The organism is Hyalangium gracile (genome assembly GCF_020103725.1).
Classification (GTDB): Bacteria; Myxococcota; Myxococcia; order Myxococcales; family Myxococcaceae; genus Hyalangium; species Hyalangium gracile.
This window is the reverse complement of the sequence record NZ_JAHXBG010000002.1, coordinates 74,328-88,460: the sequence shown is the minus strand read 5'-3', so window position 1 is coordinate 88,460 and position 14,133 is coordinate 74,328. Positions and strand designations below refer to the sequence as shown.

General features: G+C 69.8%; 11 protein-coding genes. 5 read left to right on the top strand and 6 right to left on the bottom strand.

What is annotated here, in order from left to right; translation table 11 throughout:
- Positions 1 to 5 precede the first annotated feature (5 nt).
- The 3 genes from KY572_RS03960 to truD all read right to left on the bottom strand — a co-directional run bounded on the left by KY572_RS03960 (position 6) and on the right by truD (position 2,838).
- Positions 6 to 509, bottom strand: coding sequence for an anti-sigma factor (locus KY572_RS03960; RefSeq protein ID WP_224240813.1), 504 nt, complete (start codon positions 507 to 509; stop codon positions 6 to 8).
- A complete protein-coding gene (locus tag KY572_RS03955; protein ID WP_224241494.1) occupies positions 506 to 1,072 on the bottom strand; it encodes an RNA polymerase sigma factor in 567 nt (188 codons plus the stop codon). The genes KY572_RS03960 and KY572_RS03955 overlap by 4 nt, the downstream gene beginning before the upstream one ends.
- Positions 1,073 to 1,200: 128 nt before the next feature.
- Complete coding sequence (gene truD / locus KY572_RS03950; RefSeq protein ID WP_317987807.1) at positions 1,201 to 2,838, bottom strand: tRNA pseudouridine(13) synthase TruD; 1,638 nt, start codon at positions 2,836 to 2,838, stop codon at positions 1,201 to 1,203.
- Here truD and KY572_RS03945 point away from each other — a divergent pair.
- From KY572_RS03945 to KY572_RS03925, 5 genes are all read left to right on the top strand, one after another.
- Positions 2,820 to 3,758, top strand: a complete 939-nt coding sequence (locus KY572_RS03945) for a hypothetical protein (protein WP_224240811.1) — start codon at positions 2,820 to 2,822, stop codon at positions 3,756 to 3,758. The genes truD and KY572_RS03945 overlap by 19 nt on opposite strands.
- A gap of 158 nt (positions 3,759 to 3,916) precedes the next feature.
- Positions 3,917 to 5,521 (top strand): adenylate/guanylate cyclase domain-containing protein, encoded by a 1,605-nt coding sequence (locus KY572_RS03940; RefSeq protein ID WP_224240810.1) that lies wholly within the window; start codon positions 3,917 to 3,919, stop codon positions 5,519 to 5,521.
- Positions 5,518 to 7,632: a serine/threonine-protein kinase gene (locus KY572_RS03935; RefSeq protein ID WP_224240809.1), complete on the top strand. Its 2,115-nt coding sequence runs from the start codon at positions 5,518 to 5,520 to the stop codon at positions 7,630 to 7,632. The genes KY572_RS03940 and KY572_RS03935 overlap by 4 nt, the downstream gene beginning before the upstream one ends.
- Positions 7,633 to 7,788: 156 nt before the next feature.
- Complete coding sequence (locus KY572_RS03930; protein ID WP_224240808.1) at positions 7,789 to 8,679, top strand: hypothetical protein; 891 nt, start codon at positions 7,789 to 7,791, stop codon at positions 8,677 to 8,679.
- Between the two features lie 101 nt (positions 8,680 to 8,780).
- A complete protein-coding gene (locus tag KY572_RS03925) occupies positions 8,781 to 10,211 on the top strand; it encodes a M24 family metallopeptidase (RefSeq protein WP_224240807.1) in 1,431 nt (476 codons plus the stop codon).
- 48 nt (positions 10,212 to 10,259) lie between these two features.
- Here KY572_RS03925 and KY572_RS03920 read toward each other — a convergent pair whose 3' ends face one another.
- From KY572_RS03920 to KY572_RS03910, 3 genes are all read right to left on the bottom strand, one after another.
- Positions 10,260 to 11,369, bottom strand: coding sequence for a Kelch repeat-containing protein (locus KY572_RS03920; RefSeq protein ID WP_224240806.1), 1,110 nt, complete (start codon positions 11,367 to 11,369; stop codon positions 10,260 to 10,262).
- 100 nt (positions 11,370 to 11,469) lie between these two features.
- A complete protein-coding gene (locus KY572_RS03915) occupies positions 11,470 to 13,041 on the bottom strand; it encodes a sigma-54-dependent Fis family transcriptional regulator (protein ID WP_224240805.1) in 1,572 nt (523 codons plus the stop codon).
- 14 nt (positions 13,042 to 13,055) lie between these two features.
- The gene (locus tag KY572_RS03910) at positions 13,056 to 13,895 is read right to left on the bottom strand and encodes an MBL fold metallo-hydrolase (protein WP_224240804.1); all 840 of its coding nucleotides are present in this window, start codon (positions 13,893 to 13,895) and stop codon (positions 13,056 to 13,058) included.
- Positions 13,896 to 14,133: the final 238 nt, after the last annotated feature.

The window sequence follows — 14,133 nt, the reverse complement described above, 5'->3', positions numbered from 1 at the left end:
AACACTCACGCTTCGGAAGGGTTGGGGCCGGTGCCGACGAGACGCTTGAGGCCCGTCAACGAGACGATGAGCAACAGGACGAGGAGGATGGCGACCGGACCGGCCGCGGTGGCCCAGAGGGCGTTGGCTCCGCTGGCGAGCCCCTGCAGCAGCGCCTTGCCGTCCGTGAACAGCGAGGCGAGCGCCGCCCCCAGCCGGGACAGCGCGCGATCATTGGAGATCAGCAGGCCCAGCCCCACCGCCAGGGAGGCGAGCAGGATGGGCACGCCGGACCACAGCTCGCGCCGCAGGGGCGTGGGCTCGGTGGCCACCCGAGCCATGACGTTGGCCACCAGCGTGGGCGGCGGCAGGGGATCGGCCAGGCGGTAGAGATCCTTCTCGAGCTGGCGGTGCTCCTCGAGCATCGCGGTGCACAGGGGGCACTCGGCGGCGTGATCGAGCGCGGGGCCCTCGCCGGCATCCAGCTCGGTGAACAGCACCTCGAGATCGGGACACTGGGTGGGAGTCATGTGGGCTCCTCCATCGTCATCTTCTTGCGCAGCTTCTCCCGCGCACGGAACAGGCGCGCCATGATGGTGCCCGGCGCGCAGCCCAGGATCTGGGCAATCTCCTTCGTCGTCCGCTTCTGCACGTAGTAGAGCGCAAGGACCTCGCGGTCATCCACGGACAAGGTGGCCATGGCCTCCTCGAGCGACTGGCGCTCCTGGCGGGCGATCGCTCCCTCCTCCAGCGAGGCCTCGCCACTGGGGAGCACCTCCTTCATGGGCTCCAGCTCCTCGGTGCGCACCTTGGTGCGCCGGCGGAGCATGTCCAGGCAGAGGTTGCGGGTGATGGCCATCACCCACAGATCAAAGGGCCGCGACTCATCGTAGCGGTGCAGGTTCTGGTAGGCCCGCAGGAAGGCCTCCTGGGACACCTCGGCCGCCTCCGCCTCGCTGTTGAGCAGCCGCAGCGCCAGGCCGTACACGGCGCGCTGGACGCTGCGCACCAGGGCCTCGAAGGCGTTGGGGTCCCCGCGGCGGGCGGCCTGCACGTCCGCCTTCCAGGGGAGCGAGGGGGCCTCCTCAGCCATCAGCGACCCGATGGCCTGAGCGATGTCCCCAAGAGGATTGAGTGTGAGTGCGTTCACGCCCTGCTGTACGCACCATGGGGCCCCCCATTGCGCCTGTGCGCGAGACTACTCTCACGGCCCCGGGTGTCCTACTTTTTCTTCTGTGATCTCGCGGGCTTGGACGCCATGTCGGCCCGGGCGCGCTCCTTGGCCTCCTTCTTCTGCCGCTGCCGCTCGCGGAAACCGGGAGCCGGCTCGCGAGGCTCGGGGGCCGGCTCGGGAGCCGGTCGGGCGAGGGGAGGCTCACGAGGCGTCCGGGGAGCCTCGGAGCTCCGGGCACGTCCAGCGAAGGCGCGCTCGGGGGCTCCTCTCGAGCGCCCGGCCGGGGCCGCCGACTCGGAGCCGTCGCGAGGGCGCCGGGGGCGGGTCTCGAAGGACTCCTGGCGCTCCTGCTCGGCGAGCCGGGGGCGCTGGGAGGCGCGGATCTCGTCGGGAGTGTCCTCGCGCCAGGAGAAGTGGAACAGGCGCTTCACCACCAGGGTGGCGTAGGCGCCCGGCGGCAGGGTGAAGGCGACGTTGACCTTCATGGAGCCGCGGTTGAGCTCGTCCGCCTGCGGACGTCCCAGCACCAGCTTGTGCGGGAAGGAGAGCACCGGGCGCCCCTCGCTCTTGAAGAAGAGCAGCTTGCGGGCCTCCTGGATGACCAGGTCCTTGAGCGTGATCTTCTCGCGCCCGAGCGTCCACTGGACGGCCTCCTCGATCTTCGGATCCATGAAGGTGGTGTCCGGCCCGAGCAGCGGGAAGGACGTCTCCCGGAGCGTGCGGAGCACCTCGGGGCTGGCCTCGCGGTGGAACAGGAGGGTGCCGGCCTGGTAGCGCAGGGGGAACAGGTGCTCGCGCGGCAGCAGTAGCTGGAGGTAGCGCCGCACGCCCTCGTTCCACAGATAGCTCTGGTAGGTGAAGAGCAGCATCGCGCGGTAGTCCGCGTCGATCTGCAGGAAGGCGCGCACGTAGTCGGTGGGGTGCTCGCGCAGCGACCGCAGGATGCGGTGGTACTTCTTGCTGCCCTCGAACGGGACGCGCGCGTCCCAGCGGCCCCAGTTCTCGCGCCAGAACTGCTTCACCTTGGCGTCCTCGGTCCGGTCCAGCTCCGAGGGCTTGGCGAAGTAGTTCTTCAGCGCGGCCTCGAAGTCGCCGCGGATGAGATCCTTGGCGATGAAGCCCTGGCCGTGCTTGAGCGAGCCGAAGCGCTGGCTGTCGAAGTAGTTCACCACGCCCAGGCGGTTGACCTCGGCGGCGGCCACGTTGAGCGGGCCCAGCGCGGCCTCCTCCAGCGCGCGCACGGTGACGGCGAAGCGGTTGGAGGTGATGTTGGCCGCGGACAGGGGCTTGTCCGTGCGCCCCAGGTACTTCAGGCGCAGGTTGGGCTCCTGCATCTCCACGTCCGCGCCTTCCACGGCGATGAGCTGCTCGGTGCGGCCCTGCTTGTCCTTCAGGCCGCAGAAGCTGATGGAGCCCGGCTTGAGGCCGAAGGCGTCCCGGAGGCGATCCACCGCCTCGAAGGTGGACAGCTTCTGCTTGTCCATGAGGTAGACGCGGAAGCGCCCACTGGCCACTTCATCGAAACGGAAGGACTCCTTGACGGAGAAGTCCTCGGGTTTTTGCTTGATTCGCACGGGAGCCCCCTTAGCAGCGTGGGCCCGCGGAAAGAAGGCGCGAGTTGAAGAAGCCCTGACAGCACTGCCCAGAAGCAAATAACCTTCGGGCCATGAGATACCTTCCCTCACTGCTCCTTCTCGCTCTGGCGACGGGCTGTGCCTCCAACATCTCTACCCTGCAGACGGCGAAGCCGCTGGCCCGGGGGCAGTTCCAGGTCTCCCTGGGGGCGGGCGCCTTCATCCCGGTGGGGCAGCTGGCCGAGGTGGTGGATCTGGGCATCAACAAGGGCCAGGAGCTCAAGGACGCCATCGACGGCGACCAGCCCGTGCGCCTCACCGAGGAGGAGCAGCAGCGCCTGCTCACCTCCGGCGTCGCCCTGGCCGTGGCGCCCCCGGGCGTCGTCAACGAGGTGATGATTCGCGCGGGCCTGTTCGACGACCTCGACGTGGGCCTGCGCTACAGCGGCATCTCCTGGCGCCTGGACACCAAGTTCCGCGTCCTCCACGCCGGGGACGGCGAGGACGTGCCGGAGAACAAGCGCAAGTCCTTCGACGTGGCGCTCGGGCTCGCGGGGGCTCGCCACTCCTTCAAGAGCCCGGTGTTCGATCTGATGAAGATCATCCAGCTCGATGAGTTCTCCCGCTATGACGTGGAGGTGCCGCTCTACATGAGCGCGGATGTCGGCGACATCCTCCGGCTGTACGCGGCGCCCAAGTACATCTACAGCCGCACCAGCCTGGACGAGCGGTTCGTCGACTTCGCCGCGCAGGGCAAGGACGTGACGGGCTTCGACGTGAGCCTGCCGGCCAAGGTGAAGAGCGAGTTCGTCGGCACGACCATGGGCGTCTCGCTGGGCTACAAGTACGTCCACGTCTTCGCCGAGATCACCGGCGGCTATACCTTCTGCAAGCCCGAGCTCTTTGGCGTGCAGCGCAACCTGGGGGGCGCCACCTTCTATCCGGCCGTCGGCATCGCTGTGCGCAACCTGGCGCCCCAGCGGCCGGCTGCGCAGGCTCCCTCGGCGATTGATGCCAGCGGCACTCCCTGATAACTCGGGAATACGGGACGCCTGCCAGGCCGGTGGGGGGCGGGGTGGAGATCCACCCACGGCCGTTCCCCCAGGGGGAGTGCGTCTGCTAGTGTCCCACCGGTGAGGTCTGTCGAGTGACCCAAGCTTCCGCCCCTTCCCAAGCCCAGCCGAAGACGATGCGGGGACCGCGCCTGACCGGCATGTTCGCCGACGGCACGCTCGGGGAGTTTCCGCTCGGTCCGAAGACGACGCTGGGCCGCCACCCGGCCAACACGCTGCGTCTGGTGGACCGCGAGGTGTCCAAGGAGCACGCCGTCATCGAGCAGGCGGGGCGTGACTTCATCCTCAAGGACCTGAACTCCTCCAACGGCACGTTCGTGAACGGACGCCGGGTGAAGGAGATGCGGCTGCGGGACGGGGACGAGATCTCCCTGGGCAGCTCGAAGTTCACCTTCCATGCGGGGGACGCGCCCTCGGTGCCGTCGGCGCCGGCGGGCGTGACGGTGGTGGCCAACCCGCGCTCGGTGCCGGCGTTCCTGGCGCAGATGGACCAGGGGCCGCAGAACTTCCGCCCGGCGGACGAGCTGGGCGACATGGAGGCGCTGCGCCGCGACTACGAGAAGCTGCGCATCGCCTACGAGTTCCACCGCCAGGTGAGCCTGGCGGGCACGCAGCAGGAGCTGTTCGATCAGATCATCCGCGTGGCGTTCCAGCTGCTGCCCGCGGACAACGGCGTCATCCTGACGATGGCGCCCAACGGCGAGTTCGATCCGGTGGCGGTGCACCACCGGCAGGGCAAGCCTATGAACGTGATGCTGTCGGACACGGTGCTGCGGCGCGTGGTGGAGACGGGCAAGGCGGTGCTCACCGCGGACGCCATCATCGACGAGCGCTTCTCGGCGGCCGAGAGCATCGTGGCGCAGGGCATCCGCTCGGCCATGGCGGTGCCGCTGACGGTGAACGGCTCCATCAAGGCGGTGCTGTTCCTGGACAGCCGCCAGCGCATCAACGCCTTCTCCGAGAACGATCTGACGATCCTCACGGGCATCGCCGCGCAGGCGGGCATCGCGCTGGAGAACGCGGCGCTGGCCGAGCAGATCCGCGCCGAGGCCATCACCCGCGCCGAGCTCAGCCGCTTCCTGTCCAAGGCGGTGGCGGACGCGGTGATCAAGGGCGAGACGGAGGACCTGGCGCAGAGCCGGCTGGCCGAGGTGACGTGCCTGTTCGCGGACATCCGCGGCTTCACCACGCTGGCGGAGAACGACTCTCCGCAAGAGGTGGTGGAGATGCTCAACGAGTTCTTCACCGCCATGGCCAACGTGGTGTTCCGCCACGAGGGCAACCTGGACAAGTTCATCGGCGACTGCGTGATGGCGGTGTGGGGCCCGCCGCTGTCGCACCCGGACGATCCGGCGCGCGCGCTGCAGGCGGCGCTGGAGATGATGGACGCGGTGGACGAGCTGAACGAGAAGCGCAAGTCCCAGGGACGCAAGCCCATCGAGGTGGGCATCGGCGTCAACACCGGCCAGGCGGTCGTCGGCTACATGGGCAGCGTGGAGCGCCACGAGTTCACGGCGATCGGCGACACGGTGAACACCGCGTCCCGGCTGTGTGGGCTGGCCAAGGGCGGCGAGGTGCTGGCCACGGGGACGACGATCCAGAAGGCGGGGCCGGGGTTCTTCGCGGATGAGCTCCCCGTCCTGCAGGTGAAGGGCCGGGAGAAGGGTGTCCAGACGTTCCGGGTGACCGGCTCGGAGCGCACAGTCGTTCGGGACGCATGATCACCCAGTCCTGCCCCAACTGCGAGCGCACGCACGACATCAGCGTGTACGTGAGCGGCCAGCGCCTGCTGTGCCGCTGCGGCATCCGCTTCGAGGTGCGTCGCAACGTGGCCTCCACGGTGGGCACGCGGCCGACCGTCGGTGAGATGCCCGCGGTGCAGGCCAGCGCGAGCGGCGTGGTGCCCTCTCCCCAGGCGGCGCTCCCGACGGTGCCCGGTGGAGGCGTGGCGCCGCCGGCGCAGCCGCTGATGGTGGATCTGGACGTGAGCTCGGCCACGGTGGTGCGGGGCTCGCAGGTGGCGGAGCAGGCGGCGCCGGAAGAAGACGGCGGGCCGAACAAGACGTTCGTCTCCCGAGGCAAGGCGGAGCTGCCGGGCTACGAGCTGCTGGAGCTGCTGGGGCAGGGGGGCATGGGCGAGGTGTGGCTGGCGCGGCAGCAGTCGCTGGCGCGCACGGTGGCGGTGAAGCTGCTGCCGCCCCGGCTGGCGAAGGATCCCGAGTTCGTCACGCGCTTCGAGAAGGAAGCCACGGCGCTGGCGGCGCTCAACCACCCCAACATCATCCAGATCATCGATCGCGGGGTGGCGGGGGAGCACTACTACTTCGCGATGGAGTACGTGGAGGGGCGCTCCCTGCGAGACATGCTGGGGGTGAACCGGCTGTCGCCGCAGCAGGGCCTGCGGATCCTGCTCCAGGTGGCGCGCGCCATCGAGTACGCGCACGAGAAGGGCATCATCCACCGCGACCTGAAGCCCGAGAACATCCTGGTGGATGTGAAGGGCCACGCGAAGGTGGCGGACTTCGGGCTGGCGGGCATCCGGCGGCCGGACTCGCGGCTGAACCTCACGGGCACGGCGGTGGCCATGGGGACGCTCAACTACATGGCTCCGGAGCAGCGGCGGGACGCGCGCAGCGTGGATGGGCGGGCGGATCTGTTCTCGCTGGGCGTGGTGATCTACGAGGTGCTCACCGGAGAGCTGCCCGTGGGGCGCTTCCGGATGCCGTCCGAGCGGGTGCCCGGGCTGGACCCGCGCGTGGACGAGGTGGTGGCGCGGCTGCTGGAGAACGAGCCGGACGCGCGCTACGCGACGGCGGGCGAGGTGTGCGCGGTGCTCGAGGGGCTGATCGGCTCGGGCTCGGGGCCAGCGCTCGCGGTGGGCTCCTCGGTGGCCACCCAGCCGGCGCGTCCGTCCAGGGCGCGCTCCGTGGCGAAGCAGCTGCACGTGGGCTGGCGGAGCGTGCGCACGGGGCTGTCCGTGGTGGGCGGGCTGATCGTGCTGGCGTACGTGGTGCGCGCGGTGATCGGCCCTGTGGATCTGCACGTGGGTGGCGACAAGGGCGTGGTGATCGGCACGTCGGGCATCGCGGTGAAGCACGGCAAGAAGCCGTGGCCGCCGAACACGGACGGCGAGCTGTTCATCACGTCCCACCTGGAGGGGCCGAAGCAGCCGGACGGCGTCTCGCGCCTGACGCTCGAGTTCGCGCCGGGCGAGGAGGAGATGAACGCCTGGTCCGGCTCGTGGCGCATGGAGAACGGGAAGCTCAAGGTGATCCAGGGCGGGAGCGAGGTGGGCCCGAAGGGGCGCTTCCTGCCGCGCGCATACGTGGCGCACCGGTACTTCTCGAGCGACGACTTCACGGCCGAGGTGGAGATGGACGTGAAGAAGCTGGGCGCCGAGTACCTGGACGAGCCGGATGCGCAGCACTTCGGCGAGCTGACGTTCCGGATCAAGGATCTGCAGGTGTCGGCGTTCGCCATTCCGGACGTGGGCATGCGGCTGTCGTGGCGCTACCTCCAGGAGGATGGCGAGGAGGTGGTGGGCAACAGCTCGCAGGATCTGGAGAACCTCACGGCGGACGAGATGCCGGTGCCGACGAAGGGCCCGTTCAAGGTGCGGCTGCAGCTCAAGCGCAAGAAGAACGGCGTGATGGCGGAGGCGTTCGTGAACAACGTGCGCTTCGCGTACAAGATGCTGCCGGGGTTGGAGGGGCGCGTGGGCAAGGTGGCCCTCGGGTGCCGCAACCTGTCGTGCAGCTTCAGCCACCTGACGGTGCAGGGAATTCCGGGTGAGCGCCCGAAGCGGAAGGTGGCAGGCAGCGCCCAGGAGTGAACGGACGTCCGCCGCGGAAGGGTCCAGTGGCTGACGTGGGTGGCCCCCCGGTCCGGGTGCCCTTGCACGGGCATTGCAGCATCCCCACCCTCGACAGGCGTGGCGTGTGGCTGAGGCCGCGCTCCATCAGCCGCGGGGGATGGGATGGATGTCCGGATGATGCTGGCGCCGCTCTATGCGGCGGGTCTGAGCGGGCTGGTGATCCTGGCGTTTGCGTTTGGCCGCAAGGACTCGGGCTCGTTCATGCCGAGGTGGCCATTGGCGTGGTTCGGGCTGCTGGCGGCGGTGTCGCTGGCGCTGGTGACGGACCATGTGCCGACGGCGCTGCGGGTGTCGCTGGATGTCGCGGGCCGGGGCGTGGGGTTCGCGCTGCTGGGGCTGGCGGCGGGGCTGGCGTTGCTGGGCTCGAAGGCGAGGCTGCGCGCGGATGCGCTGCGTGGGTCTGCCCCCCGGAGCATCGATGAGGCCGTGGCGGAGCTGAGAGCTGGCCGGGAGCCCGCGTGGGGCGTGTACCAGGGACGGCTGGGAGCGAGCGAGCCGGTGACTTCTCCGGGAGGCGTGGTGTGCGCCTTCTATGACGCGGAGCTGCGCGCCGCGGGCGAGCAGGGCCGCAAGGGCGCGTTGATCTCGCAGGATCGGGCGTACGCGCTGCTCATCACGGTCCGCGGCGAGCGGGCGGAGGCGGCGGTGAGCTTCGCGCCGTCCACGACGCTGGCTCCGGTGCGGGTGATGCGCTGCCAGACGGATCCGCGGCTCGCGGAGCCGGAGGCGGGCGAGCTGGTCCAGGGCCGACCGGTGGAGGAGGTGCTGTCCTACGAGCGGATCGGGAAGCTCGGGGAGTCGTGCCTCGTGGTGGGCGAGCTGCAGCGAGGGCCGGCGCCGGGCTCCTACGTGCTGCGAGGGAAGCAGGGCGGCCCGGCGATGCTGGTGCTGGGCAACGAGGGGACGGGCACGGGGCACGAGCTGGCGCGCCGGGCCTGGGGGTTCTTCTCGGCGGCGGGGGCGCTCTCGGTGGCCGCGGCGTTCGTGCTCTCGCGCACGCTGTAGCTGAGAGGCGCATAGCCAACACCTCCCCTGTGCCTGAAGTCGCAAGCCTCTTTTCCGAGATTGCTCGGGGAGGAGGCTCGGGGCTAAGTACGCGCGCGCTCATGACCGACATGCCTGAAGGCGTCGATGCGGCGCAGTTCCAGCAACTGGTGACACGGCTTCGCGAGGAGAGCCAGCGCAAGGCTCCCGCGGCTCCCGCCCTGGAGCCACAGCCGCAGCTCGAGCAGGTGACGGGTGAGGCCAGCACGCTGGTGAAGGAGGATGGCCGCCCGCTGCTGCCCGTGGCCTTCATCGAGACGCCGAGGAAGGACCCGAGGAGCTCGAGGTTCGAGCCCGTGAAGGCGCCCGAGGACATGCAGTTCGTGGTCCCGCGGCTGCGAGAGCGATTCCGGGCGCAAGCCGAAGGTGGCATCTCCGCGGTGAGCGCTCCCCAGGGGAGACAGGAGGCTGCGGTGAAGGAGCTGGAAGTGAAGCTGGCCCGAGTCAGGGCCACCCTGGAGCAGCACCAGCTGGGGGCGGTGCGTCTACGGGGAGTGGACTGGTTCGCCTGGGCGACGTGTGGTGGCTCGAACGTGGTGCTGCTCACGACGGATGTCGGGGTGGCGGAGGTGCTCATCACCCGAGAGGGGGCGTGGGTGCTGACGGACGCCATCGAGGCGGCCCGGCTGGAGGAAGAGGAGGTGCCCCGCGGCCTTCCGATCTGGTCGAGTCCGTGGGCGCAGCGTGAGCAGCGCGAGGCCTTCGTCGAGTCGAAGCGGGGAGGGGGCCAGGTGGCCTCGGATCGTCCCACGGGCAAGGAGGTGCCGCTACCGGCCGAGCTGGTGGACGCGCGTCACTCGCTGCTCCCCGAGGAGCTGGAGCGGTACCGCGTGCTCGGGCGGGATGCGGCGGAGGCGATGACGGAGGTACTGCTCGCGGCGAAGCCGGAGTGGACGGGCTGGCAGCTGGCGGGAGCCGGGGCCGAGGCACTGTGGGCACGAGGGATCCACCCGGCGTTGACGCTGGTGGGAGAGGAGCGCCGTCTGCCGCTGCACCGGCATGCCACCGCGAGCAGGGAGCGGCTGGGAGCGCGGGCCATGCTGGTCTTCTGCGCGCGTCGGCACGGGCTGTTCGCCAACCTCACGAGGTTCGTCTACTTCCGTGAGCCTTCAGCGATCGAGCGCAAGCTCGCGGTGGACGTAGCGCGTGTGGAGGCGGCGGCGTTCCGGACCTCGCGGCCGGGGGTGGCGCTGGGAGAGGTCTACGCGGCGATGGTCGAGGCCTACGCGGCGTGTGGCCATCCGGGAGCGCAGGCCTTCCACCACCAGGGAGGCTCCTGCGGCTACCTGTCGCGGGATGACGTAGCGCTTCCCGGGTCGAAGGTGCTCCTGCAGCCGAGCAATGCGATGGCCTGGAACCCCTCGTTGCCGGGCTCGAAGATCGAGGACACGGTGGTGGTGAGCAACCAGGGGATCGAGCTCCTCACGGTGGATCCGCGCTGGCCGACCTTCGAGATGGAAGGTCGAGCCAGACCTGACCTGCTGGTGCGCTGACGAGCTCAGCATCCCTGGGGCACGAGGCCACGTAGCGCGGCCCGCGCGTCACGGGAAGGGCCGCCACAGCTCCCAGGTCGTCTCCGGAGCCACCTCCTGAGACGGGCGAGCGATTCCCACCACCAGGAAGGCTCCGTCGCCCACGGCGACCAGCCGGTGGCCCGCGCGGCCCTGCTCCATGGGCTTGCCCGGAGTCCAGACGCGCCGCTCGGGCTCCCAGATCTCCACCTCCTTCGTGTGGTCGAACGGGCCCTCCGCCAGCCCACCGGAGACCGCCGCCCGGCCGTCCGGCAGCGCGGTCAGGGCGAGGCTGGAGCGTGCAATCGAGAGCGTCCCCGCCGGGCTCCACTGTTCGGTGCGCGGATCCCACACTTCCGTGCTCTTGAGGAGCGTGCCCTCGTGCCAGCCTCCCACGACGAGGATGCGCCCATCCGAGAGCGTGACTCCCGCGGCGTCGTCACGGGGCTCGAGCATCGGGCCGGCGCTCGTTCGCCAGGTACGGCTCCCGGGCTCCCAGATCTCCGTGCTCTGGGCGAGGGGCGGGGCGTAGTGGACTCCTTCGATGATGGCGAAGCCGAAGCCGTTGTCCCGGCCGCCCGCGATGACCACCCGCTCGCCGCTCACGCACACGGGGCCGACGTGGAAGATGCGGACCGTCTGGCCCGCCGGCTCCCAGGCGCTGGCACCCGGACGCAGCAGCTCCGCCCGGGTGCCGCGCTCCAGGTCGTCGTCGAGCTCGGAGGCCAGCACCAGCACCGCGCCGTCTGGCAGCACACGGGCCACGGGGTATGCGCGCGCCTCGCGGAGCGGGGGGCCCTCCTTGAACTCCCGGGTCGTTGGATCCCAGAGGAGCGTGCTTGCCATCTCCGTGACGCTGTTGTCCCGCCCGCCGATGAGCAGCACACGCCCGTCCCCCAGGGCGACCGCCGCGTGGTTGAAGCGTGGGGTGGGGAGGGGTGGAAGCGGGAGCCATTCCTGCTTCGATGCATCCCAGAATGACGCCCTGTTGGCCGTGTTCGGCGGGGTGCCGTCCGAGTGCGTCTCCGAGCCGCCCGCCAGGAGGGCGCCGCCGGCTACCGCCGTCAGGCTGAAGCCATCGAGCCAGGTGCCCTCGTAGGGGACACGCGTGGGGTTGGGTGATTCCTGGTTGGGGGACATACCGACATTATAGGGGGGCCCAGGTCGGACCAGAGCGCCGCCAACTGGTATGCTTGTCATACCAGTTCGCAACGGTTCCAGCCGACAGGCTCCGCGCTGGCTAGGCCTCGTCCGCGAACCCGTACTCCTTGAGCTTGCGCGCCAGGGTGTTGCGACCGATCTCCAGCACCTTCGCCGCCGCCGTTCGGTTGCCCTTCACCGCCTCCAGCACTCGCAGGATGTGCTGTCGCTCCACCTCCGCCAGAGGCATCAGGCCCACGGGCGCGGTGGCCACGGTGGTCGCCTCCGTCCCCGAGGGCGCCGACGCGGCCCGGTCCATCGTGGGCATCGGCAGGTGCTCCTCGAGGATCTCTCCCTCGCAGAGCACCACCGCGCTCTCGATGCAGTTCTCCAGCTCTCGCACGTTGCCGGGCCAGCGGTAGGTCCTCAGGCGCTCCAGGGCCACGGCGCTCAGCTGCGGCTGCTTCAGCCGGTGCCGCTTGGCCGCCGTCGCCACGAAGTGCCGCGCCAGGCGCTCGATGTCCTCCGCCCCGCGCTCCCGCAGCGGCGGCAGCACCATCTCCACCACCTTGATGCGGTAGTAGAGGTCCTCGCGGAACTTGCCCTCGGACACCATCTTCGCCAGGTCCCGGTTCGTCGCCGCGACGATGCGCACGTCCACCTTGACCGTCTGCGTGCCGCCCACGCGCTCGAACTCGCGATCCTGCAGCACTCGCAGCAGCTTGCCCTGCACCGGCAGCGGCAGCTCGCCGATCTCGTCGATGAACACCGTGCCGCCGTCCGCCGCCTCGAACTTGCCCGGCACCCGGTGGTCCGCGCCCGTGAAGGCGCCCTTCTCGTGGCCGAACAGCTCGTTCTCGATCAGCGTCGCCGGCAGCGCCGCGCAGTCCACCTTCACGAACGGCTTGTCCCGCCGAGGCCCGTTCACGTGGATGGCCCGGGCGAACAGCTCCTTGCCGCAGCCGCTCTCGCCGCGCAGCAGCACCGTCGCGTCCGTGGGCGCCGCCTTCTGCACCAGCCGGTAGATGGACTTGAGCTGCGGAGACTCGCCGATGATGCGGTTGAAGAAGTAGCCGACCGGCGCCTGCGGCTGGTCCTTCGCCCGCTTCAGCTCCTGGTAGAGGCTGGTGCTCTGCAGCGCCGTGCCCACCTGGGCGGCGATCACCGTCAGCCGCTCCATGTCCTCTTCCGTGAAGCGATCGCTGCCCCGCCGGTTGAGCACCTGCAGCACGCCGTAGATGGCGCCCTCCGAGTCCCGCAACGGCACCGCCAGCAGGCTCGTCGTCTTGTAGCCCGTGAGCCGATCGATGTCCGCGAAGAACAGGCGCTCGCCGCGGGGATCCGGAACGCTGACCGGCTCGCCCACCTTCGCCACGTGGCCCGCCACGCCCTGCCCGAGCTTCACCCGGATCTGCGACACCTCGGGCAGGTGCGCCGCGCGGGAGAACAGCTCGCCGCGCGCTGGATCCAAAAGCCAGAGCGTGCCGCGGTCGGCCTGCATCGTCACCGCGATGCGATCGACCAGCGTCTGGAGGAACGCGTCGAGGTCGACCTCCCGCCCGACGAGGCCTCCCACCGAGAGCAGTACCTGGCTGACGTCCGTTGGCTGGGGCATGGTGGGCAACGGCGGAAGAACGAACGCCGTGCCACCACCATAGCATTCGTAGAGCATCGCGCCGTCCGTCCTTACGCGTTCACGGCCTGTCCCAGCACCAGGCGCTTGCCCTCACGCGCCGGCTCGGTCGCGAAGAAGTGGTTGCGGGCCTCCTCGGCCATGTTCTCCACCAGGTCGTCGTTGTGCGCCGGGTCGTGGTGGAACAGCAGCAGCCGGCGCGCGTCCACCGCCGAGGCCACCTGGGCCGCGTCCACCATCGTCGAGTGGCCCCAACCCTTCTTCGGGATGCCCACCTTCCCGGCGTACTCGTCCGGCGTGTACTGGGCATCCAGGCACAGCGCGTCCGCGCCCTCCAGGTAGCGGGCCACGTCCGAGGTCAGCCCCGCCCGCGACAGCTCCACGTCCGTGGCGTAGACGAACGTGTGCCCGTCCGCCTCCACGCGGTAGGCCAGGCACCCCTGCGGGTGCGGCACGTCGATGGGCGTCACCTTGAACGGGCCCACCTCGATGGGCTGCCCGTGCAGCGCCGACCCGAACGTCATCTTCGAGCGCAGCGTGGACAGCGGCACTGGGAAGTTGGGCGGCTCCATCTGCCTGGCCAGCACGCTCTGCAGCGCCTGGTCCCCGTTGGCGCCCGGCCCGTAGAGCGTCAGCTCCGTCGAGCCCAGGTACGCCGGGGTGAAGAAGGGGAAGCCCTGCACGTGATCCCAGTGCAGGTGCGAGAAGAACATCGTCGCCTTCTGGGGCGGGCCCTCGCGCATCATGATCTCGCTGAGGGTGCGGATGCCCGTGCCCGCATCCAGGATGAGCCGGTGGCCCTGGCTGGTCACCTCCACGCAAGCCGTGTTGCCCCCGATGCGCGAGCCCGACACCGCGATGCTGCCCCGAACTCCGAAGAACCGGACCTCCATGGTGCTCCTCCTCCAGATTGCCTGCGCCCCGACGGGCCGAGCTGACGTTTTCGTGTAAACCGCTGACGTCCTGGCGTAAGAGCAGGGATGATGCCAGAGGCCAAGTGCCTGGAATCACAGGGAGGAGAAGGGAGTGGAGCACCCCGGTGCACCACTTTGGATCGCACTGGATCAGGACGCTCGCGCCAATCCGGGACATCCTGGCTGGCGTGGAAGTCGGATTTTTGAAATGGGTGGG